Below are 25,762 nucleotides of genomic sequence, written 5' to 3'. Positions count from 1 at the left end.
TGATTCCAGTGGCCATCGCTCCCGCCGTTGAGCATATTGGCGATATGGTGGCGATTGGCTCGGTGACACGTAAAAATTATCTTGAAAAACCTGGCTTGCACCGCACGTTACTGGGCGATGGCTTGGCAACGACGGCAGCAGCCCTGTTCGGTGGGCCGCCTAACACGACCTATTCAGAAGTTACCGGTGCTGTGACGCTAACCAAGGCATTCAATCCAAAATATATGATTGTGGCTGCCGTTATTGCCATCATCCTTGCCTTTGTTGGCAAATTGGGGGCGCTGCTGCAGACAATTCCTGGGCCGGTCATGGGTGGGATTATGACGCTGCTATTCGGCTCTATTGCCGTAGTGGGGATGAATACCCTGGTGCGCGCAGGTCAGTCGCTTACTGCGGCACGTAACCTAGTGGTGGTGTCACTTATTTTGGTGTTTGGTATCGGTGGTATGCAGTTTGGTGGCGGGCAATTCACTTTGCAGGGCGTTAGCTTAGCCGCTTTGGTAGGCATTGCGTTAAACTGGTTATTGCCCGCAGAAAAAGAGGATGAGTAACCCGTGGCGCGAATGGTGACTTATGAGTGATGCCCTACGATGCTCGTTTCCCGTATTAGGGGTGGCAGCCTGGAGCGGGACCGGTAAAACCACGCTGCTAGAGCAGCTGTTACCGCGGCTGCGCGAAATGGGGCTCTCGGTGGCGGTAATAAAGCATGCCCACCACCAGTTTGATGTGGACCAGCCGGGTAAAGACAGCTACAAGCTGCGTAGTGCCGGGGCCACCCCTATGCTGATTGCATCGCGCCAACGTTTTGCACTGATGCAGGAAACGCCAGGGCAGGAAGAGCCTGATTTAGCCTATTTGCTTACCCTAATGGCGCCGCATCACCCTGATTTAGTGATCGTTGAAGGCTTCAAGGCATGGCCTATTCCCAAGCTGGTGCTTTACCGGGAAGGGATTGGCGATCCGGCTATTTTAAGCGATGAGTGGGCGCAGGCGGCTGCGCTTACTGCTGAGCCGCCGGTGGCTCTTAGGCCATCGGTGGCTCGCTTGGATTTAAATAATTGTGAAGAAATTGCTCGCTGGGTAAGTGAGTGGGCCGACCAACAACGCCGCACTCTGGCTTGATGATGAAAAGGTGACACCATGCAGTTAACCCACCTGAACGCGCACGGCGAAGCGAATATGGTTGATGTCGGCGATAAGCGCGAGACCCGTCGTGAGGCTGTTGCCTCTGGGCGAATCGTGATGCAGCCCAATACTCTGCAGCTATTAAGCGATGGGGCGCTGCCCAAAGGGGATGTACTCGCAACAGCGCGTATTGCGGGTATTCAAGCAGCGAAGCGAACTCATGAACTGATTCCGCTCTGCCACTCGCTGGCGCTCTCCAAAGTAGCGGTGGATTTCGATATTGACCATGCAAATGGCTGGGTGAATGTATCGGCCATGTGTCGCTTGAATGGGCGCACGGGCGTCGAGATGGAAGCGTTGACGGCCGTTTCGGTTGCTTGCCTGACGCTTTACGATATGTGTAAAGCCGTTGATAAAGAGATGCGCATTGAAGCTGTGCAGCTCGACAGCAAGCGAGGCGGATTGCGTGGTGACTATCAGCGGGAGCGTGAGATGGTCACGCCCATTGTCACCGGTGAAGGCGCAGTGGGAGAGGTAAGCTTAGGTGAGCGCTGTGCCTCGCCCTGTGTGCGCGTCAAGTTTTTGGCAGAGCTGCGTGAGCGGGTCGGTGAGAGCGATCTGGCCATTGGGCTTGATAAGCTGCCAAGCCGCGATGTGGCCGGGCTAAAAGCTGCGCTTAGCGCCCAGGATGCACGCTTTTCTGTGCTGGCTGATCAGCGCACTCTATGTGCCATTAACCAAGTGATGGCAAATGATAGCGCTCGTATCACTGATGATGACGAAGTGGCCTTTTTTCCACCGGTAACGGGAGGCTAAGCCGTGTCTGTTAGCGAGCCGACATTGCCAGATATCGCGGTAGAAGTGCAGTCCGCTCCGTTTTCAATGGCGTACGGCTATGAGAGCGCGCTGCGCCAGCGCACCGACATTGGTGCGATTGTGACGTTCACCGGGTTAGTGCGAGATTTTAACGAGGCGCCCGACGTAACGGGGTTAACCCTTGAGCACTATCCAGGAATGACCGAGCGCACCTTAACGCAAATTGCTGAGCAAGCCTGGCAGCGCTGGGCGCTGCAGGCGGTGCGCGTTATTCATCGGGTGGGCGACTTATCCCCGGGCGACCCTATCGTTAGAGTGCTGGTGGCAAGCGCGCACCGCCGCGATGCGTTTGAGGCCTGCGATTTCATTATGGATTATTTAAAAACCCAGGCGCCGTTTTGGAAGAAAGAGCACTCCAAGCAGGGGGCGTACTGGGTTAAAGAGCGCCACACCGATCAGCAGGATGCTGAACGCTGGTAACACCTGTGTTTAAGGCTCGTCGTTTAACTCTTCGATGGTCGGCATTTCAGCGGCCATGATCTGCAGGTGCACGTCTGGCATATGTTGTAAGTGGTTAGCCAGCCAGTGCACCAGCCTTGGCTGCAGCGCATGGCGCAAATCAGCCAAGGTGTCTGCCTCAATCTCTTCTAGCTGCTCATCCAGCCACTCGCTGAAGCTATCTTCATCCATAGGGCTTGCGCCGTTGGCGTCAAGCATCAGACGCCCAATACGACACCATCCCGTTTCTGTTGCTGCTACCGGTAGCGCTAGAAACAGACTGCCACGACGGGCAGTAGGATGGCTGCTCTCAAGGCCAGGGTGAGGCACGACGCTATTTTGGTTAACAATGCAAGGCGGCTGTGGATAGCGCGTTTCGCAGCGCAGCCCTTGGTGGTCAAGCACGATCATATCGCCATTCACCGGTGCTAGCGGCGCTCTGATACCTAGCTCCTCAGCAAGCGCTTGGTGCGCCTCCTGATGGCGCGCTTCACCATGTACCGGCAGTAGCATTTTGGGCCTAACCCACTGGTAGAGCTTTTTCAGTTCTTCCTGAGCGGGGTGGCCGGTTGCATGAAGCTCGGGGTGGTTCATTTCGTCGAACAGCGTGACATCGAGTTGCAATAAACGTTTTTTAAGCTGCTCGATAGGGCGCTCATTGCCTGGAATTGTTTTGGCGGAAAAAATCACGCTATCGCCGGGTTCCAAGTCCACAAAGGGGTGTCGACGCTGCGCCAAACGCTGCAAGGCAGCGCGAGGCTCGCCTTGGCTACCGGTGGCAATAATCACGACCTCCTCCGGTGGCAGATAGCCCAAATCATGGGGTGGCACCAGGGGGGGGAAGTCATCCAGATAACCAAGGCCTCTAGCGACACTGACCATGCGCTCCATTGAGCGGCCCATCAAGCTAACGCGACGGCCACACGCTTGGGCCGCTAAGCCAATGGCCAGTACGCGCGCTAGGTTGCTAGCAAAACAGGACACTACCACGCGGCCTTTACACGCTTTCAATGTGGTGGAAAGCGCCTTGGCAACATCCCCCTCGCTGCCCGACTGCCCTGGCATTGGCGCATTGGTCGAGTCACCTACCAGAAGATCCACCGGCGCCAGTGCTCTAAACTGGGCAGCGTTCACGGGGGTGCCAATCAGTGGGTTGGGGTCGAGTTTCCAGTCGCCGGTGTGCAGTATGCGGTAATCACCCGCCTGCATCATGATGGAGCAGCTTTCGGGGATGGAGTGGGTAACACTCAAGTAGCGCAGTGTAAATGGCCCGCTCTCCACCGCATCGCCTGGTTCAATCACTTCAATGGAGGCGCTGCTGAGCTGGTGTTCGGCGAATTTGTAACGCAATAGCCCTGCTGCGAGAGGAGTGGCAAAGATAGGGCAACCCCATTTGGGCCATAGCCACGCCACCGCCCCAATATGATCTTCATGACCATGGGTGATAAACAGCGCCTTAGGTGTGATCTTCAGCGCCTCTAGGGTGTCGGTATTAGGTACTTGTAGCGGCGAGTTGGGCAGGTCTTGGCGAATCATCATGCCGCAATCTACGGCGATCCACTGGTCGTCGTATCCATACAGCGTAAGATTCATTCCAATTTCACCACATCCACCTAGCGGGAGTAGGCGCAGGGGCGGGCGACGACGGGGACGAAGTTGAACGCGGGATGGATGCATCAGTTATGAAAAGCCTAGAAAGTAATTCCTTAACTATACGGGAAGCGGGGGGCGGGTAACAATCATCGCGGCACCTGACCACGGTGCTTCCTCATCGTGCTTACGGTACACTACCGCCGCTAATGTGGTTTACCTGCTGGTAGGCAGGTGCTTGGCGAGCGTGCCGTTAAATACGTTAAGAGTGTTTGTTATGTCTCATTACTATCGTTTAGTTGTTTCCTGCCCAGATCAAGTGGGCATCGTGGCGCGTGTCTCAAGTTTTATTGCTCAACAAGGTGGCTCAATTACCGAAGCCAGCCAGCACTCTGACTTAGAGACTGGCCGCTTTTTTATGCGTTACGAGATTCTGGCGGATTCGCTGGGCATGTCGGCAGAAGCACTACGCACGTCGTTTGAGCCAGTAGCGGCTGAATTTGATATGCAATGGTCGTTGGTGGATACCCAAAAACGCCGCCGAGTGGTGTTGATGGTTTCCAGGGAGTCTCACTGCTTGGTCGATCTACTCTACCGTTGGCAGGCAGGAGAGCTGGATTGCGATATTGTCGGGGTAATCTCTAACCATGACGACATGCGCTCACTGACCGAGTGGTATGGTATTCCTTACCACCACGTACCAGTAGATCCTGCCAATAAGCAGAAAGCCTTTGAGCAGGTGCAGGAGCAGATTGATGCTGCCCGCGCTGACTGCATAGTGCTGGCGCGCTATATGCAAATTCTGCCGCCTTCGCTTTGCGAACGGTATGCAGGGCGCGTGATTAACATTCATCACAGCTTCTTGCCTTCCTTTGCGGGTGCCAAGCCGTATCATCAAGCCTATGAGCGCGGCGTGAAACTGATTGGGGCAACTTGCCACTATGTGACAGAAGAGCTGGATGCGGGCCCTATAATTGAGCAGGACATTCACCGGGTCAGCCACTGTCACACGCCTACCGATTTGGTACGTTTTGGTCGCGATGTGGAAAAAGCGGTATTGGCGCGGGGGCTGCGTTGGCACCTAGAAGATCGCGTGCTAATTCACGGCAACAAAACGGTCGTTTTTAGCTAATCGGCAGAAGGGGGCGCTATGTCGTTTGCACAAAGCGTATTGGCACCGTGGGCACTCGTGATGACGTGGCTTTTATCGTTGGGTGTCATCGTCTGGTGCTTATGCCTGCGCCCCTGGCGGCCACTGCTTGAGGATACAGCGCTTCAGCACCGCTGGATGGCAGCTACGTTGGCCGTCATGTTGATGTGGCAATTGCGTGCGCAAGCGGTGGACTGGTTAACTCTTCACTTGGTGTTTACGGTGCTGATGACGCTAGTCTTTAAAATGCCGCTGGCGTTGATCAGTAACGTGATGATTAATGTCGCCATGGTGGCTATTGGCAGAAACGATTGGTCGCTAATGGGGGCAAATGTGCTGGTGACAGGTATTGTGCCTGCGATCGTGACCGGTTTTGTATGGCGAATCGTTGACCGTCGGTTGCCTGATAATTTGATGGTGTTTTTATTTGCTTGTGGCTTTTTTGGAACGGCCTTGGCGACCTTAGGGGGAGGGCTATCTGCTGTTGCGCTGATTATCGTAGCGGGCACTGATCCCGAGGCCGTCTATCTCGCCCAAGAGTATGCCCGCTTTTTACCGTTACTGATGCCGTCAGAGGCATTTATAACCGGTATGCTGCTGAGTATTTTGCTGGTGTACCACCCAAGCTGGGTGGCCACCTTTAATGACCACCGCTATATCGACTTGCAGTAGCCTGCCTTACAGGTTGGGCAACTAGCCAAGCGCTTGCCCATTACCACCGCGAATGACACCAACACCCACGCCTTCAATATCAAGCTGCTGAGTGCGTAGGTCGATCTCAATTGGTGCGAAATCTGCGTTCTCGGCAATCAGTGTTACTTGATGCCCCTGGCGTTTAAAACGCTTGACCGTTACTTCGTCTTCTAATCGTGCCACGACAATTTGCCCATCGCGAACGCGGTCAGTGCGATGCACGGCCAGAAGGTCGCCTTCAAGAATGCCTACATCTTTCATGGATAGGCCGCGCACCCGTAGCAGGTAATCTGCTTTAGGCGTGAAGTACTCAGCGGGCAGCGGGCAGTAACGGTCAATATGTTCAGCCGCAAGGATAGGGCTGCCAGCGGCGACCTCACCAATCACAGGAAGCCCATTGGGCAGCGGCTCATTAGTAGCAGGTGCTGCAGCCGCTGGCGTTTCATTAAGCTCCTGCGGCTCCTGGTTAGGTAAGCGGATGCCCCGTGATGTATTGCGAATTATACGAATAGCGCCTTTGCGCTCGAGCGCACGCAAATGCTCTTCTGCTGCGTTAGGCGAGCGGAATCCCAGCGCTTTGGCAATTTCGGCGCGGGTAGGGGGGTAGCCAAGCTCACCCATGGTCTTAACAATAAAATCAAATACGTGCTGCTGACGTGCTGTGAGTGGACGCGACATACCAAACTCCAAAACAGTGAAAAGACAGTAGCTACATGTCGGCTTAATCAGTATGTGTTTAAGTATACAGTATGTTGCTCTGTCCAGTACATGACGAGTTACACCCAACCGAGACAGTCGTTAAGTGTCCAGTTAACGCTTACTACCATTTGGATAAGAGATTGAGCCAGCAGGGGTTATGACATAGTATTCAGTCATGTTTAAAACACCTGTTTTTTGGAGGGCGCTATGGCCCAATCGGATACGGTAACGCGTATTTTAGATACTGCAGAGGTACTGTTTGCAGAGCGAGGCTTTGCCGAGACGTCGCTGCGCAATATCACCAGCAAGGCCCGGGTTAATTTGGCGGCTGTGAACTACCACTTTGGTTCCAAAAAAGCGCTAATTCAAGCGGTGTTTTCCCGCTATCTCGATCCATTTTCAGAGCGCTTTCACACCGCACTGGACGAGCTAGAAGCTCACTATCAAGGCCAGCCTATTCCTCTAGAAGTGCTGTTAGAGACCATGGCCACTACGGTACTGGCAGTGCCCGCCGAACGTAATAGCCTGAAGGTATTTATGCGGCTACTAGGGTTAGCCTACAGTCAGGCGCAAGGGCATCTGCGTCGCTACATTCAGCAGCAGTATGGCGATGTATTTACCCGTTTTACCGAGCTGGTGCGTAAAGCCACGCCTGAGCTGCCGGATGCCGAGCGCTTTTGGCGGCTACACTTTATGCTAGGTACAGTGATATTTACGCTCTCGGGACTGGATGCCCTGCGTGATATTGCTGCAAAGGATTATCAAGAGCAGGTGACGGTGCGTGATCTTGTGCGGCGGCTACGTCCAGTCGTTGTTGCTGCGATGAACGCGCCGTTACCGGCTGCCGTTGAAGAGGGAAACCATGGAAACGCCCAGGCTAGCTGAATTACCGCCTTCTCAATCTGGTTGGATGGAGATTGACACCCAGCGGCAGCGGTTGCGCTGGTGGCAGGGAAAGGAAGTGAGCTATGAGTGCGCGATCTCCACTGGGGTTGCTGGCGTAGGGCAGCAAGAGGGTAGCGGCCAAACACCGCTGGGCTGGCACTATGTCCGTGCGTCTATCGGCAAGGGCTTGCCTGATAATGCGGTATTTCGTGGTCGCCGATGGACTGGCGAAGTATTTTCGCCTGAATTGGTGACAAATTACCCTGAGCGAGACTGGATTCTAACGCGCATTATGTGGCTCTGCGGTCTTGAGCGCGGCGTTAACCGTGGCGCTGATGTGGACTCCCAGCGGCGCTACATTTATTTGCACGGCACGCCTGAAGAACAACCGATAGGTGTGGCTGCCTCTCACGGCTGCATACGCCTGCGAAATCACGATTTACACTACCTGTTTGCACACGCCCAACCCGGTACGCCGGTTTGGCTGCATTAAGCCCACTTCCGGGCGTCCTGCCAGAATTTTGACACGCTAAGCGGTTAGTCTAAAATGGCGCCCTTTTTGTCGGATCCTCCCCATGACGCAACCCATTGGCCCGGTCATGCTTGACCTAGAAGGGCCGCAGTTATCCAGCGCTGAAAAGACATTGCTAAAAGACCCTGCGGTGGGCGGCGTTATCCTGTTCGCCCGTAATGTCGAAGATGCGTACCAAGTGCGGCAGCTCTGCAGCAGTATTCGTCGTGTGCGTGGTGATCTACTGCTAGGTATTGACCAAGAGGGCGGTCGAGTCCAGCGGATCAAAAAAGGGGCGACCAAGCTGCCCGCCATGGCGCGAATTGGCGATCTGTATGCCAGCGACCCAGTAGCAGGGCTCACCTTAGCCAAAGACACAGGCTGGCTGCTGGGGATGGAAATGGCCGCCTGTGGGTTGGATATGAGTTTTGCGCCGGTGTTGGATGTTGAGAGCGGTATCTCCAGCGTCATTGGCGACCGTAGTTTCAGCAGCGATCCAAAGCATGTCGCCTTGCTAGGACACGCCTTTATCGAAGGCTTGCATGACGCTGGCATGGCGGCAGTTGGTAAGCATTTTCCTGGCCATGGCGGAGTGGCGGCGGATTCCCATATTGCGCTGCCGGTGGATGAGCGACCCCTGGCCGAGCTGAAAGCCCGAGACCTCGTGCCGTTTCGCGAGTTAGCGGGTGTGTTGAACGGCGTCATGCCTGCCCACGTGATTTATTCAGCGTTTGATACTCGCCCTGCAGGGTTCTCACCCAACTGGTTAGGCATGCTGCGTGAATCATTGGGGTTCAAAGGGTGTATTTTTTCCGATGATTTAAGCATGGCGGGGGCGCATGAGGCAGGCGGCCCGGCTGAGCGTGCCAAAGCGGCGCTGGCCGCTGGCTGCGATATGTTGCTGATCTGCAATGACCGAGCGGCAGCCATTGAGGTGCTAGAGGCCTGCCAAGGGGTGCTGAATAAACGGCCTGCCAAGCTGCGTTACGGCCGTGCTAGGCCTGAACTGGATGCACTGGCTGCACTCGGCCGTTGGCGCCGCACGCATGCCAAGCTCGAAGCGCTAGCGAATTAATTCCATTTTTATACCGTTTTCTTATTAGATGTTTTTTGGAGAAGTAGCATGTCCAAGTTGGATAAAGAAACGCTTGAATCATTAGATTCTATGCGTGAGTTGATGGATAACGCCGACTGCCTGATTTCGCAAGAGCAGGTTGAGCGAGCGTTGGATCGCATGGCGGAAGAGATCACGCGAGACTTGGGCGACAAGCTACCGGTGTTTTACTGCGTTATGAATGGGGGGCTCATTACCACGGGGCACCTGCTGACGCGTCTTGGTTTCCCGCTGGAAGTGGACTATTTACATGCGACCCGTTACCGCAACGAGCTGCGCGGCGGTGAGCTTTTCTGGCGCGTATCGCCTGAAGTTCCCATGGCGGGCCGACATGTAGTGATTGTTGACGACATCCTCGATGAAGGCGCAACCCTAGCGGCCATTCTGGAATACTGCAAAGAAGCCCAGGCGGCCAGTGTGACTACCGCAGTGTTGGTCGATAAGCAGCACGACCGCAAAGCCGTTCCGGGATTAAAAGCAGATTACTGCAGCCTAGAAGTGGCCGACCGTTACGTGTTTGGTTTTGGTATGGACTACAAAGGCTACTGGCGTAATGCCCCTGGAATTTTTGCTCCCAAGGGCATGTAAGCTAGCGCAATCCTAGCGGGGTGAGAACCGCCTCGCTAGGCCGGTTTCCGCAATCATGCGCGTAGAGATCTCTTCTATTGAAAATCGCGTCGTATCAATAAACGGAATATGCATTGCCCGGTACAGCGATTCTGCCTGCTCTACTTCTTGTAAGCACTGATCCATCGAGCTATAGCGGCTATTGGGGCGGCGTTCATTACGAATGGCTGAGAGTCGGCGTGCATCAATGGTAAGGCCAAACAGCTTGTGCCGATGAGGTGCCAGCGCTTTGGGTAGCTTCAAGCTGCCATCTTCATCCAGGTCATCTTCGGTGAGCGGATAGTTCGCGGCGCGAATGCCGAACTGCAGCGCCAAGTAGAGTGAGGTCGGCGTTTTACCACAGCGGGAAACCCCCACTAGAATAATATCGGCTTTGTCGTATTGGTGGGTGCGTGCTCCATCGTCGTTATCGAGTGCAAAGTGAACCGAGTGGATGCGATCCATATAAACGTCGTCGCTACCGATGGAGTGCGTTCTGCCGACGCTGTAGGAAGAGTGCGTTTCCAGCTCCTGCTCAAGGGGCTCTAGAAACGTCGAAAAAATATCGACCTTAAACCCTGACGCTTGGCGGATAACGTTACGAATCTGTTGATCCACAATCGTATCAATGATGATCGGTCTACAGCCGTCGCGTACGGCGGTCGATTCGATAATCTGTGCCAGTGCCTGTGCTTTTTCAACCGTATCAATATACGGTTTAGTCAGCATATTGATCTCCACATCACTGAACTGCGCTAAGAGACTGCGCCCTAAGCTTTCTGCGGTGATGCCGGTGCCATCCGAAATAAAGAAAGCTGTTCGTTTCATAACCTGATCCGCCAGTCTGCTATGTTCATAGATAAGCTATTGTGTGCTGTGCAAACGACGAGCACAACGCCTAGTCGATACTACATAAAACGCTAATTTCGTGTATTTGTTGTAAAAATCCTCCACTCCCTTCGCTGTTAGACCAATGGCGAATACGGTGCCGCAGTGCTAGGGTGACAACGTCTATTAGTGTCGTCCCAACGGGTCGTAACGAAGTCTAAAAGCGAGGGGGTTGCGTGGAAGAGTACATTCTGTGGTTCGATCAGCTAGGTATGGCAGACGTCGAACGCGTGGGTGGTAAAAACGCTTCGCTTGGCGAAATGATTTCCAATTTATCGGGTGTAGGCGTCACGGTGCCAGGCGGCTTCGCGACCACTGCTCACGCGTACCGCGAGTTTCTCTCTCACGAAGGTCTGAACGACCGCATTAACGACAAGCTTGCTCGTTTAGATGTCGATGATGTCAAAGCACTGGCTGAGGCAGGAAAAACGATTCGCCAGTGGATCATTGATACACCGCTGCCGCCTGGCTTTGAAGCCGCGCTTCGCGATGCCTACGAACAGCTCCAAACGCAACATCCAAGCCTCAAAGTAGCCGTGCGCAGCTCCGCTACGGCGGAAGACCTTCCCGATGCCTCCTTCGCTGGGCAGCAGGAAACCTTCTTGAATATTGAAGGTTTTGCCAATATCAAACATGCGGTGCATGAAGTGTTTGCCTCGCTGTTTAACGATCGCGCCATCTCCTACCGTGTGCATCGTGGCTACGCCCACGAGAATGTTGCGCTGTCAGCGGGCGTTCAAAAGATGGTGCGCTCTGAAACCGGCGCATCAGGCGTTATGTTTACCCTGGATACCGAATCTGGCTACCGTGATGCCGTTTTTGTCACGGCCTCTTGGGGGCTGGGTGAAACCGTGGTGCAAGGCGCGGTTAACCCGGATGAGTTCTACGTTCACAAATCCACGCTGGCCGCTGGCCGCCCGGCCGTTCTGCGCCGCACGTTAGGCTCTAAGCTGATTAAAATGGTGTATGGTCAAGATGCCAGCGCCGGTAAATCTGTTGAAACCGTTGACGTGCCTTTCAAAGACCGTGGCCGCTTCTGCATCAACGATGAGCAGGTGATGGATCTTGCTCGTCAAGCAGTGACCATTGAGCAACACTACCAGCGCCCGATGGATATTGAGTGGGCATTGGATGGCGACGACGGCAAGCTCTATATCGTTCAAGCGCGCCCTGAAACCGTCGTGTCACAGCAGGAGGGCGGTAAGCTTGAGCGCTTCCAACTGCGTGAGAAAGGGCGCACGCTGATTACTGGCCGTGCCATTGGCCAGCGTATCGGCCGCGGGGCAGTTAAGATTGTCCTCAGCCCAGGCGAGATGGACAAAATTCAAGAAGGCGACATCTTGGTCACCGACATGACGGACCCAGATTGGGAGCCCATCATGAAGCGCGCCTCGGCAATCGTGACTAACCGTGGTGGGCGTACCTGCCACGCGGCGATTATTGCACGGGAATTGGGCATTCCTGCGGTGGTTGGCTGTGGCGATGCGACCACGCAGCTACAAGAAGGCATTGACGTTACGGTTTCGTGTGCGGAAGGGGATACCGGCCACGTTTATGAAGGGTTGCTGGCCTTTGACTGCAACGTGTCCAGCGTTGACTCGATGCCAGAAATTCCGTTTAAAATCATGATGAATGTGGGCAACCCTGATCGTGCTTTCGGGTTCGCCAGCTTGCCCCATGCAGGCGTTGGCTTGGCGCGTCTTGAGTTCATCATCAATCGCATGATTGGTGTGCACCCGAAAGCGCTGCTTGAGTACGATACGCTGCCTGCTGATCTACAGCAGGTGATCGATCTCCGTACCGCTGGTTACGCTGACCCGGTGAGCTTTTACGTCGATAAATTAGTTGAAGGGATCTCTACGCTAGCGGCAGCTTTCCATCCACAGCGTGTGATTGTCCGTCTATCGGATTTCAAATCCAACGAATACGAAAACCTGATTGGCGGCAAACTCTATGAGCCGGGCGAAGAGAACCCGATGCTGGGCTTCCGTGGCGCGTCTCGCTATATTTCAGAATCTTTCCGCCCCTGCTTCGAGCTTGAGTGCCGTGCGCTGAAGCGTGTGCGCGAAGAGATGGGCTTTAAAAACGTCGAGATTATGGTGCCGTTTGTGCGCACCACAGACGAAGCTCGGGAAGTGGTCGATTTGCTCGCCGCCAACGGCTTGAAGCGCGGTGGTGACGAAAATCCCGACGGCTTGAAAGTCATTATGATGTGCGAGCTGCCGGCCAATGCGTTGCTGGCGGATGAGTTCCTTGAGTACTTTGACGGTTTCTCGATTGGCTCGAACGACTTGACTCAGCTAACGCTAGGTTTGGATCGAGACTCCGGCATCGTCGCGCACTTGTTTGACGAACGTAACCCCGCGGTGAAAAAGCTGCTGGCCATGGCTATTAAGGCCTGTAAAGAGAAAGGTAAGTACGTGGGGATCTGCGGCCAAGGCCCTTCGGACCACCCGGATCTTGCCAAGTGGTTGATGGAGCAGGGCATTGACTCCGTGTCACTCAACCCCGATGCAGTGCTGGAAACGTGGTTCATGTTGGCGGGGGAAACTATTGCTTAAGCCTCCTTCAGCTTGATTAGCGTGCTTGCTATTTTGCGCCCGGCCATTGTGCCGGGCGCAGTCGTTTTATAGGCTACGCTATTGCTTGAGCGCTCAAAAGGCGGTTACGCCTTGGTGATTCACGCCTGAGACACGGTTTAAGGAGAAAGGTTATGCTGCCAAAAAGGGCACTCTCACTCACGGGTTTACTGCTGGCGCCAATGGTGAGTTGGGGGTTTAGTTACGAAACACCCTCCATTACACCAGAAGTAGGGTCAGGCTTTGAGGAGAAGCCGGGATGGGCGGCAGACTCCTTCGCGGTGGCGGCGGCTAACCCGCTGGCTACCGACGCGGGCTATCAGGTGCTCAAGGCCGGGGGGAATGCCATTGATGCGGCGGTAGCCGTACAAATGGTATTAACTCTGGTGGAGCCGCAATCCAGTGGGATTGGTGGCGGCGCTTTTTTGATGCACTTTGATGGTGCTGATGTACAGGCCTATGATGGCCGTGAAACGGCGCCTGCCGCCGTAACCGGCGAGCTGTTTATGGAAGATGGCGAGCCTCTGCCTTTTATGGAAGCGGTCGCCAGCGGGTTGTCGGTGGGCGTGCCCGGTACCTTGCGTATGTTGGAACAGGCCCATGCTGAGCACGGCCAGTTGGCTTGGCAAGAGCTCTTTACTCCCGCGATTACACTGGCGGAAGAGGGGTTCGCGGTGAGCCAGCGGCTGCACACCAGCCTGGCTAATGACGAAGATCTGCGCGAAAACGACCTGGCTCAAGCGTTTTATTACTCCGCCGATGGAGAGCCCCTGGAAGTGGGCACCACACTAAAAAATCCTGCCTTAGCCGCTATTTTGCGTCGCATTGCAGAAGAGGGCAGCGCTGCCTTTTATGAAGGTGAGGTCGCGGAGGATCTTGTTGAGCAGGTGCAATCGCATCCGGTTCGACCCGGTAAAATCTCGCTTGATGACATCAGTGGTTACCAATCTCTTGAGCGTGAGCCGCTATGCACCCCCTGGCAGCAGTGGGAAGTGTGCGGGTTTCCTCCTCCCTCTTCTGGCCATCTAACGATCATGCAAATTCTCGGTATGCTGGACCAGCAACCGCTGTTGGAAGCGCCGCTGGAAAATGGCGTGACCAGTAGTGGCTGGCTGCATCAATTTCTAGAAGCCTCGCGGCTGGCGTTTGCTGACCGGGGCCGCTACATTGCTGACCCTGACTTTGTCGAGGCACCGGGCGGTGACTGGTCGCTCATGCTAGCGCCTGATTACCTTGGTAAACGCAGCGAGCTAATCGGTGAAGAGAGCATGGGTGAGAGCGCCGAACCGGGCAATCCAGGTGAATTGACCGTTAGCTTTGCCAGCCAGCCCGAGCAACCTGAGTATGGCACCAGCCATATCAGCATTGTGGATGCCGATGGCAATGCGATTGCGATGACGACCACCATTGAGCAAGCCTTTGGTTCGCGTATTCTGGCGGATGGCGGCACTGACCTGCCTGGCGGCTATTTATTGAATAACGAGCTGACGGATTTCTCTTTTGCTCCTGAGGTGGACGGGCAGCCGGTGGCTAACCGAGTGGAGCCTGGTAAGCGGCCACGCTCTAGTATGAGCCCCACCTTGGTATTTGATCAGGAAACCGGTGCGCTGGTGGCGAGCCTCGGCTCCCCTGGTGGCGCCGCGATCATCCACTATACTGCTCGAACACTGGCAGCGATGCGCGATTGGGGGTTGAACGCTCAGGAAGCGCTGAGTCTTCCCCATGCGATTACGTTGGGTGGTGATGTTTACTTAGAGGAGGGGCGCTTCCCTGAAGAGATCATCGAATCGCTGCGTGAGCGGGGTCACAACGTGAGCGAACGTGAGCTCACGAGCGGCCTTCAGGCGATTCGGCGATTGGAGGATGGCACACTGTTTGGTGGTGCCGACCCGCGTCGGGAAGGCGTCGTGATGGGTGAGTAAACGACGCCCCGACTGTTACTGACGTAACCAGTTGCGTAGCTTGACCAACAGAAGACCGCCGTCGCTTAGCGCACGGCGGTCTTCTGTTAAGGCGTGCAAGCGATCAGGATAATCGGTAATGATGGCATCAACGCCGAGGTCAATCAGCGCCGACATGCGCGCCCGATCGTTGACCGTCCAGGCATGAATCTCGTAACCGAAAAGCGCCGCCAGGCTCACCTCCTGGGCGCTAATACGGTTATGGCGAAGGCCTAACGCATCAAACTGGCGTCGATCTAAAGTGCCTGGAAGAATGAGCTGTGCTAGCAGAGTGACACGCAGCTCGGGGGCCTTTTGCTTAATGTAACGCACCAGGGCAGGTGACATGGTCGCCATACGCATATTCATCAGCGCGTTAGGAAAGCCGCAGGCCGTCACGGCTGTTAGTGCTTCTTGCTGGGTGGCCCAGCAGCGATAGCGTATGTCGCTTTCCTGCCCCAGTGCATCGATGACTGCTTGTGCCAGCCTCTCTTCTTGTCCCGGCAGGGCTTTCATATCGATCATCAGCGATGCGCGCCCGCGGACGGTGGCCAACGCTTCATCCAGCCCCGCTATGCGCTCCCCTTGAAAGGCGTCGCCAAACCAACTACCCACATCAAACTCGCTGAGTTCGCTACGGGTAAGGTCGCCAAATTCTCGAGGATCACTGGTGAGGCGGGCGAGCGTTCGGTCGTGATAGAGCATGACCTGATTATCGGCGCTCAGGCGAACATCCAGCTCTACGGCGTCAGCACCATCCTCCAGCGCTTGAGACACGGCAGCAAGGGTGTTTTCCGGTGCCACCATGGAGCTTCCGCGATGGGCGATGATGGCCACGTTATCGCGAATCTCAAAACTGTTAAGAATCCACCACGCCTGTAGCCCAGCGAGCAGCAGCACGCTAAGTTCAATCGCCCATGCCATGCGTCCAGGGTGCGCATCGTGGGAAGGCGGCGCAGGGCGTGGTTCATGATGGGCCAGCTGTAAATAGAGGCAGGCGGACAGCAGAGCGTTAGTAGCAATACCGAGGAAAGTGATGGTGAGCGTTACCAGCACATAGCCGGTTAAATAGGCCAGCATCGCTGGAATCAGCACTGCGTTGTGCTCTGGTAGCCACCACAATAAGGGCGTGACCACCGTGTCAAACAGCCATGTGGTAATAATGGGTAAGCTAATAATGATCAGTAGCAGGCTGAGCACAGCCACCCCAATAGAGCGGTGCCAGCCACGTGTTAAATAAACGCTTCGCTTGAGTGCTTGATACGGTGAGCAAGATTCCAGCGCCACAAGTGGCAGTGCCAGCAGCCAGCGCAGATACAGCCACGCTGCTAAGATCATCCAGATAACCACCAACGGTGTCGCGCAAGCTAAAAAGTACCACAGCACAGGAGGGCGAATGCGCTGTAGATAGTAAGGGTCGATACCGCTAAGCCATAGATCGTGTAACCAAGCGAGGGCCATCATAAAGGGGGCAAGCAGCAACAGGTGGGCACCGGCCTGAAGAATCACCAGTACCGTCAGAGCGGGAAGCCGTCGTGTGCTCAGCCAGAGTGCCTCGAACGCCAGCCGGTAGTGGTTGTCTTTTGACCGGACAGCCACTTGCAACATGCCAGCCTGCTGCCAGTAAATGAGTAAAAACGTAAAACCAAGGCCCACCAGCATGACCAATAACCCTAGTGGGCTAAAGAGCAGCGCTAAGAGTGCATCCGTGGTGACCACCGTGCGGTTTAGCTGTGCCAAAAAGCGTTGCGATACCCAGGCAACGGCCGGTACCAATAAGGCAGAGGCCAGTAGGGTAAACAGCAAGTGATAAGCTATGAGCGGACGGAGGTGATCTCGGAGAGTGCGAAGAAGAGCGTCGCCTAATTGAGTGAGCGGCTGCATAGTCACAAAAGTGTCAGAGTGAAGCATCAGGGTGGCACTAACTGCCACCCCTGACAAGCGGGATTAGGAGAGCTTTAAGGGCTGCTCGGCGATAATAATGCCGTTATTATCAGCATACAGCCACTGGCCAACTCTTAAAGTAACGCCCGCAAACGTTACGGCGATATCCCGCTGGCCTTCGCCGCGCTTTTCGCTTTTACGCGGGTGGCTGCCGAGTGCCTGTACGCCTAAAGGAAGCGTGGCCAAAATGTCGACATCTCTCACGCAACCGTACATCAATACGCCTGCCCAACCATTTTGCGCTGCCTGCTCTGCCAGCATATCGCCTAACATCGCGCAGCGATGAGAGCCGCCGGCATCCACAACCAGTACGGCACCTTCGCCAGGCTCCGCCACAGCCTGTTTGACCATTGAGTTATCTTCGAAGCACTTTACCGTGCGAATTGGGCCATAAAAGCTGTCGACACCGCCGAAGTTAGCAAAGAGGGGCTCTAGCACCTCTACGTCGGGGTAAGCGTCGCACAGATCGGGGGTGACCACTTGGGTTGTCGTTGTCATCGTTTACTCCTATGTTTTCGGCACTATGGTTCACAGCGTCATAAAAAACGCCCCAACCTCGAAAGGAAGGGGCGTTCTGTCATCGGCTCAGCGAGGGATTTCCCTGGCTGCGATGTTGCGAGCATCGGCGATGGGTCGGTGCCACTGGCGATTAAGCCTCTTGGGCTACCGGAATCACGTTCGAGGCGATTTTTTGATACTCCTCGATTTCGTGGAAGTTCATGTAACGATAGATCTCGCCTGCCATGGCGTCAAACTCACCCATGTAACGCTGATACTCATCAACGGTCGGCAAACGACCTTCTACAGCAGCAACCGCTGCTAGCTCTGCCGAGGCGAGGTAAACATTTGCACCATCGCCCAGACGGTTCGGGAAGTTACGTGTAGACGTGGACACCACGGTGCTTTTCGCTGCAACGCGTGCCTGGTTACCCATACACAGTGAACATCCCGGCATTTCCATGCGGGCGCCTGCACGGCCATAGATGCCGTAGTAACCCTCTTCGGTCAGCTGGTGCTGATCCATTTTGGTCGGTGGCGCAAGCCACAAGCGGGTTTTCAGGCTGCCCGCAGGCTGTTTTTCGAGCAATTTACCTGCCGCGCGGAAGTGACCAATGTTGGTCATGCACGAACCGATAAACACCTCGTCGATTTTCTCACCGGCAACATCAGACAGTAAGCGGGCGTCATCCGGGTCGTTCGGGGCGCAAAGAACCGGCTCTTTAATGTCAGAGAGGTCGATCTCGATGACTTCGGCGTACTCGGCGTCTTTATCAGCACGCATCAGGCTCGGATCAGCCAGCCATGCTTCCATACCTTCGATACGACGGCTGATGGTGCGCTCGTCACCGTAACCGTTGGCAATCATCCACTTCAGCAGCGTGATGTTGGATTTCAGGTACTCGGTCACGCTCTCTTCAGACAGCGTAATGGTACAGCCAGCGGCGCTACGCTCAGCGGACGCGTCGGAAAGCTCAAATGCCTGCTCAACGGTGAGGTCTTCCAGGCCTTCGATTTCCAGCACGCGACCAGAGAAGGCGTTTTTCTTGCCGGATTTCTCGACAGTCAGCAGACCTTGCTTAATCGCGTACAGCGGAATGGCGTGAACCAAATCGCGCAATGTGACGCCCGGCTGGCGCTTGCCTTTGAAGCGCACCAGAACGGATTCCGGCATGTCCAGCGGCATTACGCCCGTAGCAGCGGCGAAGGCCACCAGGCCAGAACCCGCAGGGAACGAAATACCCAGCGGGAAGCGGGTGTGGGAGTCACCGCCAGTACCTACGGTGTCCGGCAGCAGCATGCGGTTCAACCAGCTGTGGATGATGCCGTCGCCGGGGCGCAGCGAAACGCCGCCACGGTTCATGATGAAGTCCGGCAGGGTGTGGTGAGTGTCCACATCTACTGGCTTCGGATATGCCGCCGTGTGGCAGAACGACTGCATGACCAAGTCTGCCTGGAAACCTAGGCAAGCCAAGTCTTTCAGTTCGTCACGGGTCATCGGACCAGTGGTATCTTGCGAGCCCACAGTGGTCATCTTCGGCTCGCAATACATGCCGGGGCGTACGCCATCCATGCCGCAGGCCTTGCCGACCATCTTCTGCGCCAGGGTAAAGCCTTTGCCAGTATCGACAGGCTGGTCGGGCAGGCGGAATACGTCAGAAGGTGCTAAGCCCAGTGACTCGCGTGCTTTGCCGGTCAGGCCACGACCGATGATCAACGGAATACGGCCGCCGGCGCGCACTTCGTCAAGAATCAGCTGAGTTTTCAGTTCGAAAGTGCTCAACACTTCATCGGTGCCGTGCTTGCACACTTTGCCTTCGTAGGGATAAACGTCAATGACGTCGCCCATTTCCAGCTTGGAAACGTCCATTTCTACCGGCAGGGCACCGGAATCTTCCATGGTATTGAAGAAGATAGGCGCGATTTTACCGCCGAAACAGAAGCCGCCAGCGCGCTTGTTCGGGACGTAAGGAATGTCGTCACCAAAGAACCATAGCACGGAGTTAGTGGCTGACTTACGTGAAGAGCCGGTACCTACCACGTCACCTACGTAGGCAACCGGGAAGCCTTTGGCTTTGACGTCTTCGATCTGCTTGAGCGGGCCAGTGGTGCCTTGTACTTCAGGCTCAATGCCTTCGCGCTCGTTTTTGAGCATCGCGTTAGCATGCAGCGGAATGTCGGGGCGTGACCAAGCATCCGGAGCTGGAGAGAGATCGTCGGTATTGGTTTCGCCGGGCACCTTGAAAACGGTCAGGGTGATTTTCTCTTCCAGAGCTGGCTTGGAGAGGAACCACTCGGCATCTGCCCAGGATTGAATGACGTCTTTGGCGACGGCATTGCCTTTTTTGGCACGCTCTTCCACATCGTGGAAGGCATCAAACATTAGCAGGGTGTGCTTCAGCTGCTCGCCAGCTTCACGGGCCAGCTCTTCGTTATCCAGCAGCTCCACCATAGAGACGATGTTGTAACCGCCTTGCATGGTGCCTAGCAGTTTAACGGCGTGAATTTTATCAATTAATGGAGAGGTGGCTTCCCCTTTAGCAATCGCGGTCAAAAAGCCCGCTTTTACGTAGGCGGCCTCATCAACACCGGGCGGAACGCGGTTGGTGATCAGGTCAAGGATGAATTCCTCTTCACCCGCCGGGGGCGCTTTGAGCAGCTCAATTAAGGCGGCGACTTGCTCGGCGGTTAGGGGCTTAGGTGGGACGCCCTCTGCGGCGCGTTCCTCGACATGTTGGCGGTAAGCTTCAAGCACGTTGGGGCCCTCTCATCTTCTTAGTAGTGATGAATCAGTGGTGCCGAACGACTACTAGCACGGTGGGTGAGGCGTTCGGACACGTGACATACGCTTGACAAACAGCGTCTGGTGGATGAGCGGGATTCTACGGGAAACTGTCGACAATGTTAAGAAGCCAAGCTAAGTGCCTGCTTGTACTTTATGTTGAGGCGCTGATATTGAGCTCCTTTCTTGCGGCTTTTTTAGTTAATGTGCCCAAAATCTGAAAGTTTTTTACCAGCAGGGGTGTTTTGAGGTAAGCGCGGGTGTGATTATTGTGATGCCGCGTTACCATAGGCATACGATTAATTCGTTATTAAGTAACGTAGTGAAGTGGTTTAGGCGGTGTGTGGAGCGCCAAATAAGCTGAGCTTATATATTAGAAATATGCTATATGAGAATTGAGGCGCCATTAAATAAGTGGCCTTCGGATAGCTAGGGAACAAACGCCAACGGCGTTTATATGTTATACAATAGTGAGATAAACGCTCGGTAGCGGTATTATGTCTATACAACTAATGGCACTAAAAACAGCAGATCACTCCCTTTCAGCGGATGATTTGCTACCAGAAAGTCTGCATCAGTTTCTTGCCTGCCCAACGCCTGATGCGTGGTTGCAGTGGGCGCTTGCCAATCCTGAAACGCTGCTGATTGACCATGCGCAGTGTGAGAAGAAGGCGGCTTCCACCGCGATGAGCCTGCTTTACCGCTATGTCGATCAGCCGCTTTTATTAAGCAAAATGTCTCAGCTTGCCCGCGAAGAGCTGCTGCACTTTGAACAAGTGGTGGGCCTGATGGAAAAGCGTGGGGTGGCCTATCATCACCTCACTGCCTCGCGCTATGCCGAGGGGCTGCGCAAACATTTACGCAGTAACGATCCTGAGCGCTTAATCGATGTACTGATTATTGGCGCATTAATTGAGGCACGAAGCTGTGAGCGCTTTGCCCGCCTTATCCCTTACTTAGACGAAGAACTGGCGAAGTTCTACCGCACGCTGGTGAAGTCAGAAGGGCGCCATTTTGAAGATTATCTGCTGTTGGCGCGTCAACAGACCGCTGAGCCGATTGATGACCGTATTGCCTTCTTTGTCGCACGTGAAGCGGAGCTGATGACGACTCCGGATACGGCGTTTCGTTTCCATAGCGGCGTGCCCGCCTAAGCCGCTGCTAGTCAGGCAGGATGTGTATCATGCGCGATGCTCAACAGACAGACCAGCTGACCTTGTTTGGTCACTTCTCCTTAACCCAGGGGGAGGATGTACTCACTCATTTCAGTTACGACAAAGTTAAGGCCCTGTTGGTGTATCTTTTGTTGCATCGCCAGCCGGTCAATCGTGCGGCACTGGCTGAGCTGCTCTGGCCAGACCAGGGGCTTTCGTCAGGTCGTACCAACTTGCGCCACGCGTTGCACTGCCTGCGTCAGTCCATGGGTGATAACGCCGATCAGGTATTGAACGTATCGCGACAGACTATCGCCTTTCATTTACCTGCCCACTGGCAGGTAGATCTACATGACCTGCAGCAGTTGCTAGAAGGCCCCAAGGATTTAGAAACCCTTGAGGAGGTGATGTCATGCTACCAAGGCGATCTAATTGAAGAGTTGCAGTTGGCAAGTTGCAGCGAATTTCAGCGCTGGCTAGTGCAGGTGCGCAATGAGTGGCGTCAGCGGGTGATCCGGTTTGCCGAGCAAGTGCTTGAAGCTCACGACGAAACGCCAGACGACATGCTGGAAGGCCTGGTGAGCCGCTTTTCAGGCTATGGGCCTTTCCATGAACGTTTGGTGCGTCAACTGGCCGAAAAAAATCAAATGGCCGCTGCTCATGAGCAGTACAACAGCTATTTGCAGTTGCTCGCGCTGTCGGGCCAGCAGCCGGAGCCCAGTTTCTTACAGTTGGCCAGCTACTGGTCGGACGGCCACCACGACCCGCGAGCCATGTCGCCCCAGGGCGCTTTTTCTCGTGCACTGGCAGCCGATAGCAAGCCGCTGCGTGAAGATGAGATTGAGCTTCGCCAACTGTCGGTTATGGCGATTCGCTTACGTCTGAAAGGCGACTGGCAAGACCGGGCGGCAACTCGTAACTGTCTAGCGCTTCAGCTGGAACTATTGCGCTGGCTAGAGCAGCAGTGCCATCACTTAGGTGGCTTCTGGCTGCCAGGGGCCACCGGCGGTTTGGGACTGGCGGGTTTCGGCACCCACGGCCCTGCGCATCAGCTTGCCGAGCTGGTAGCGCTCTATGAACACTGCCGCCAAGCGCTGCCGCAGGAAACTCAGCGCCATTGGGGTGGGGAAGGGGAAGCGCCTTCGTTTGAGCTGGCGGCTGGGTTACATAGCGGCCGTGTGGTTTATCTGCCTGAACGTCAGTTGGCTGACCCGCTTGGCCAAGTCACCCAGGTCTCCCTTGAGCTAATGGGCGCTGCTGAAGGTAGTGAACTAGTGATTTCTCAAGAAGCCAGCCAGCACATGCCCCCGGCACTGGACCTGCAGCCGCGCTTGGTGTCGCGCTTGGTGGCAAGCGATGGTCGAGTGCGCTTGCGGGCGCTGGTGTTAGGCCAGAATGAAGGCGGCCGGGATGCGCTGCCGCCTAGTCTGGTCGGCCGCGAAACGTCACTGCGTACGCTGCGTGATGCGCTGGCAAGAGCGGGTATCGGCTTAAGGCAAAGTGTCTTGGTGCGGGGTGCCTCAGGCATGGGAAAATCGGCGCTGATGGTTGGTTTTCGTCAGCTTGAACTTAGCCGCGATGCCGCTATCTGTTGGCAGCCAACCACACGCTTGTCGGTGTTAGAGCCTTACGGGGTGGCCCGTTCTCTCTTGGCGTGGCATCTAGGCGCCACGCCTACTCAAGAAGCATTGCATGAGTTGCAGGCATCGTTGGGTGATACAGCGCTAGACGATGCTCGCCAACAGCTGTTGGAAGAGGCGCTGGGGGTTAGGGACGTTCAGGAAATTACTCAGCTTACCCAAAGCGGGGAAGCGGTAGAGTTGGTCGTGAAACTGCTGCACCGTCTGATCGACCAGCGCGCTGGCACCCAGACTCTCGTCTTGATGGTTGATGATCTACAGTGGTTGGACGAACCCTCCTTCAAAGTATTGGCCGGTTTACAAGCTCGTCTGCCCATCAATACGGCCTTCATGCTGGTGGCCAGTCATCACGGTCGTGAAGCGCTACCAGTGAAGCTGCATTGGGATCAGCAAATTACCCTCGGCAAGCTCGATGCGCTGCAGTCGTCTCGGCTGCTCTCCCAGCTATCGCGCCGTTATCGAATGCATTTGAGCCCTCGGCTGCGTAATCAGATTATTGAGCGATGCGACGGCGTGCCACTCTACATGCAGGAGATATGCCGTCGTCTGGATATGGACCGTCGCGAAGGGCGCAGCGTCCAGTTCGATGAGTTGCCCAAAGGGCTGCTTGGCCTGCTGGCCAGCCGTATCGATCAGCTGGAAGGGGATCGGGAAATTGCCCATATTGCGGCGGTGCTGGGCAAACGCTTCCGCCTCGACTTCCTGGCTGAATGCAGCGGCTGGGATAAAGCGCGGATTTCTCAAGCCGTAGAGCATATGCGCCTGCTGGAAATTATTGAGCCGGTTGATAAAGAGAGCGGCGAGCACGAGTACCAGTTTAGCCATCAGCTACTACAAGAAGCGGCTTATCTCTCCTGCCCCCGGGATGTAAGGGTCAAGCTGCACCAGCAGGTCGTTACGCTGATTGAAGAGCGTTTCCCTGTGTGGATCAGCCGCCATCCGGGGGATTTCGCCACCCATCTGCGCCGCAGCGGCCACTACGCTCGAGGCGCGCGCTATTTCGAACTGTCTGCCCGTGAAGCGCTGAAGGTGAGCGCGAACCGTACGGCGCTGCGGATGGCCGACTTCGGTTTGGCCAGTTTGCGCCACGTTGACCATGAAGTGGAACGTGAGGTCAGCCTACTTACCGTGCGTGGGCAGGCAGCGTTTGCGCTGGAAGGCCATGGCTCGCCCACTGCCCACGAAAGCTTTGTGCGCGCCCGGGAGCTGCTGCGTCAATCCGGTGGTGATTCGCCGGAAGACCCGGAAGATTTAGAACAAATTTTCCTAGTCAAGTGGGGGCTGTGGGTAGGCCGCAGCCAGCGCTACGCCCATGCCGATGCGTTTGCACTTGCCTCTACCTTGGCGGATATTGCCGAGCGTCTGGAAGACCCGCGCTATCGCCGTTTGGCCGACTATGCCCGGGCGCACTGTGAGTACTGGGCCGGACGAATTCAGCAGGCCCATGACCACCTGGATGAAATCGACCCGCTCAATGCGCAAATGATGATCGAGTGGCTGCCCTTCTCGGATCACCCGCAAGTGACAGCTGCCTGCTTCCAGGGCTGGGCACTCTGTTTACGTGGCGACTATCAGCGCGCCGAGCGTCACGTCTCGTCGGCCATCCGTCTTGCTGAGAAAATTGGTCACCCGGGAACGCTTGCCATGGCGTTAATGTTTGCCGCAGCGCTCTATCGCCAATTAGGGCATGTGCATCTTGCGGCACGCCATGCTGAGCGCGCGGCCGCCATGACGGGCACGCCGGACCTTCAGCTGTGGCAAATCTCCGCCCAAGGTGTGTTGGGTTGGCAGAGGGCCATGGCGGGGGATCACGCTGGTTTAGTCCAATTAAGAGATAGTCTGGACCAGATGGCTGAGCTGAATGGGCGAGATCGTTTCCAGCGCCCCGTCCTTTGGTACTCAGATGCCTGTATTGAACTTGGCGAGTTAAAGGCCGCCGAGGAGTATCTGGATCAGTGTTTGGTGATTGCCCGAGAGCGCACCACGCTCTTTTTGCCCGAGTTGGCGACTCAACTGGCCAGAGTGCGTGACTTGCTGGGGCACCCGGCCAGTGAAGTAAAGGCGCTTGCCGAAATGGCGATTGTGCAGTCACGGGAACACGGCAACCGCCATCAAGAGTTAGCGGCCTTGGAGCTTTGGCTTACGCGGATTTCACCCAATGATCAGCAGGCAAAAGAGGCGTTCCGTCGCCTGTTGAGCGAGGTTAGCCACAGCGATGCACCGGTGCTGGTGCGCTGGGTTAGCCTACTGGATCGCCGTTTGCCCCACTCGCTGAGTGTTGAAAACGAGGCTTAAACGTTCAGCGAGTGCTCTCTTCTAGCCACGACAGCGTGGCGAGCGCCTCATCGCGGTGCTCGCCACACACGGTGGGGTCATAATCGAACTGCCCGCACACCATCGGGCGCAGCGGGCTGCCAAACAGCATGCATAAGTTGTTGGCGTCGAGTTGAACGCAGCGCACCCCCGCCGGTTTGCCCTCGGGCATTCCGGGTATCGGCGATGTAATAGACGGAGCTATACAACAAGCGCCGCAGCCTGCTCGGCATGTGGCGCTGCTGTCACTGGTGATCAACTCGCTCATGGGCTCGCTTGTGCCGTCGCGCCTTTGTCGATTCCTTCAAAGGCGTAAACGTGAGTGGCGGTCCCCGTT

Annotated in this window: 21 protein-coding genes; 14 read left to right on the top strand and 7 right to left on the bottom strand. The window is 55.6% G+C overall.

Features of this window, described 5'->3' with window-relative positions:
• The 4 genes from BIS10_RS08020 to moaE all read left to right on the top strand — a co-directional run.
• Positions 1–551: solute carrier family 23 protein (locus BIS10_RS08020; RefSeq protein ID WP_301281999.1), on the top strand; the 551-nt coding region annotated here is incomplete at its 5' end.
• A gap of 22 nt (positions 552–573) precedes the next feature.
• Positions 574–1,122 (top strand): molybdopterin-guanine dinucleotide biosynthesis protein B, encoded by a 549-nt coding sequence (gene mobB, locus BIS10_RS08015; protein ID WP_253504222.1) that lies wholly within the window; start codon positions 574–576, stop codon positions 1,120–1,122.
• Positions 1,123–1,140: 18 nt separating this feature from the next.
• Positions 1,141–1,941, top strand: coding sequence for a cyclic pyranopterin monophosphate synthase MoaC (gene moaC / locus BIS10_RS08010; RefSeq protein WP_062360390.1), 801 nt, complete (start codon positions 1,141–1,143; stop codon positions 1,939–1,941).
• 3 nt (positions 1,942–1,944) lie between these two features.
• Complete coding sequence (gene moaE, locus BIS10_RS08005) at positions 1,945–2,421, top strand: molybdopterin synthase catalytic subunit MoaE (protein ID WP_392567162.1); 477 nt, start codon at positions 1,945–1,947, stop codon at positions 2,419–2,421.
• A 9-nt stretch (positions 2,422–2,430) separates the two neighbouring features.
• Here the strand turns inward: moaE and BIS10_RS08000 are convergent, their stop codons facing one another.
• On the bottom strand, positions 2,431–4,032 hold the full coding sequence (locus BIS10_RS08000; RefSeq protein WP_253504219.1) for a ribonuclease J: 1,602 nt from the start codon (positions 4,030–4,032) through the stop codon (positions 2,431–2,433).
• Positions 4,033–4,306: 274 nt separating this feature from the next.
• On the opposite strand from BIS10_RS08000, the gene purU reads away from it, so the two are divergent.
• Entirely contained in the window at positions 4,307–5,161 is an 855-nt protein-coding gene (gene purU, locus BIS10_RS07995) for a formyltetrahydrofolate deformylase (RefSeq protein WP_054640848.1), read from the top strand.
• Between the two features lie 18 nt (positions 5,162–5,179).
• Complete coding sequence (locus BIS10_RS07990) at positions 5,180–5,851, top strand: energy-coupling factor ABC transporter permease (protein WP_083026471.1); 672 nt, start codon at positions 5,180–5,182, stop codon at positions 5,849–5,851.
• A 21-nt stretch (positions 5,852–5,872) separates the two neighbouring features.
• Here the strand turns inward: BIS10_RS07990 and lexA are convergent, their stop codons facing one another.
• Complete coding sequence (gene lexA, locus BIS10_RS07985; RefSeq protein ID WP_253504217.1) at positions 5,873–6,550, bottom strand: transcriptional repressor LexA; 678 nt, start codon at positions 6,548–6,550, stop codon at positions 5,873–5,875.
• Positions 6,551–6,778: 228 nt separating this feature from the next.
• Between lexA and BIS10_RS07980 the strand changes: the two genes are divergently transcribed.
• The 4 genes from BIS10_RS07980 to BIS10_RS07965 all read left to right on the top strand — a co-directional run bounded on the left by BIS10_RS07980 (position 6,779) and on the right by BIS10_RS07965 (position 9,669).
• A complete protein-coding gene (locus tag BIS10_RS07980; protein ID WP_044628292.1) occupies positions 6,779–7,456 on the top strand; it encodes a TetR/AcrR family transcriptional regulator in 678 nt (225 codons plus the stop codon).
• Positions 7,434–7,949: a L,D-transpeptidase gene (locus BIS10_RS07975; RefSeq protein ID WP_083026475.1), complete on the top strand. Its 516-nt coding sequence runs from the start codon at positions 7,434–7,436 to the stop codon at positions 7,947–7,949. The genes BIS10_RS07980 and BIS10_RS07975 overlap by 23 nt, the downstream gene beginning before the upstream one ends.
• An 82-nt stretch (positions 7,950–8,031) precedes the next feature.
• Positions 8,032–9,042, top strand: coding sequence for a beta-N-acetylhexosaminidase (gene nagZ, locus BIS10_RS07970; protein ID WP_253504212.1), 1,011 nt, complete (start codon positions 8,032–8,034; stop codon positions 9,040–9,042).
• 48 nt (positions 9,043–9,090) lie between these two features.
• Positions 9,091–9,669: a hypoxanthine-guanine phosphoribosyltransferase gene (locus BIS10_RS07965; protein WP_188640366.1), complete on the top strand. Its 579-nt coding sequence runs from the start codon at positions 9,091–9,093 to the stop codon at positions 9,667–9,669.
• Between the two features lie 12 nt (positions 9,670–9,681).
• On the opposite strand, the gene BIS10_RS07960 is transcribed toward BIS10_RS07965, so the two are convergent.
• Entirely contained in the window at positions 9,682–10,515 is an 834-nt protein-coding gene (locus tag BIS10_RS07960) for a pyruvate, water dikinase regulatory protein (RefSeq protein WP_044628288.1), read from the bottom strand.
• 236 nt (positions 10,516–10,751) lie between these two features.
• Here BIS10_RS07960 and ppsA point away from each other — a divergent pair, with 236 nt between their 5' ends.
• Both ppsA and ggt read left to right on the top strand, forming a co-directional pair.
• The gene (gene ppsA / locus BIS10_RS07955; protein WP_253504209.1) at positions 10,752–13,136 is read left to right on the top strand and encodes a phosphoenolpyruvate synthase; all 2,385 of its coding nucleotides are present in this window, start codon (positions 10,752–10,754) and stop codon (positions 13,134–13,136) included.
• Positions 13,137–13,288: 152 nt separating this feature from the next.
• Positions 13,289–15,076, top strand: coding sequence for a gamma-glutamyltransferase (gene ggt / locus BIS10_RS07950; protein ID WP_253504206.1), 1,788 nt, complete (start codon positions 13,289–13,291; stop codon positions 15,074–15,076).
• 15 nt (positions 15,077–15,091) lie between these two features.
• On the opposite strand, the gene BIS10_RS07945 is transcribed toward ggt, so the two are convergent.
• From BIS10_RS07945 to acnB, 3 genes are all read right to left on the bottom strand, one after another.
• Complete coding sequence (locus BIS10_RS07945) at positions 15,092–17,035, bottom strand: glycerophosphodiester phosphodiesterase family protein (RefSeq protein WP_253504203.1); 1,944 nt, start codon at positions 17,033–17,035, stop codon at positions 15,092–15,094.
• 6 nt (positions 17,036–17,041) lie between these two features.
• Positions 17,042–17,536: a ribonuclease E activity regulator RraA gene (gene rraA, locus BIS10_RS07940; RefSeq protein ID WP_044628284.1), complete on the bottom strand. Its 495-nt coding sequence runs from the start codon at positions 17,534–17,536 to the stop codon at positions 17,042–17,044.
• A gap of 151 nt (positions 17,537–17,687) precedes the next feature.
• Positions 17,688–20,291, bottom strand: a complete 2,604-nt coding sequence (gene acnB, locus BIS10_RS07935) for a bifunctional aconitate hydratase 2/2-methylisocitrate dehydratase (RefSeq protein ID WP_253504199.1) — start codon at positions 20,289–20,291, stop codon at positions 17,688–17,690.
• Positions 20,292–20,815: 524 nt separating this feature from the next.
• Here acnB and BIS10_RS07930 point away from each other — a divergent pair.
• Positions 20,816–21,472, top strand: a complete 657-nt coding sequence (locus BIS10_RS07930) for a tRNA-(ms[2]io[6]A)-hydroxylase (RefSeq protein ID WP_054640852.1) — start codon at positions 20,816–20,818, stop codon at positions 21,470–21,472.
• A 29-nt stretch (positions 21,473–21,501) separates the two neighbouring features.
• Positions 21,502–25,407, top strand: coding sequence for an AAA family ATPase (locus BIS10_RS07925; protein ID WP_253504196.1), 3,906 nt, complete (start codon positions 21,502–21,504; stop codon positions 25,405–25,407).
• Positions 25,408–25,411: 4 nt separating this feature from the next.
• Here BIS10_RS07925 and BIS10_RS07920 read toward each other — a convergent pair whose 3' ends face one another.
• Positions 25,412–25,693 carry a YkgJ family cysteine cluster protein gene (locus BIS10_RS07920; protein ID WP_083026486.1) on the bottom strand — a complete coding sequence of 94 codons (282 nt, stop codon included), beginning with the start codon at positions 25,691–25,693 and terminating at the stop codon, positions 25,412–25,414.
• Positions 25,694–25,762 lie beyond the last annotated feature (69 nt).

The sequence above is a fragment of the Halomonas sp. 707B3 genome, from assembly GCF_024158645.1.
Lineage (GTDB): Bacteria > Pseudomonadota > Gammaproteobacteria > Pseudomonadales > Halomonadaceae > Vreelandella > Vreelandella lionensis.
This window is presented reverse-complemented; position numbering and strand designations above follow the sequence as displayed.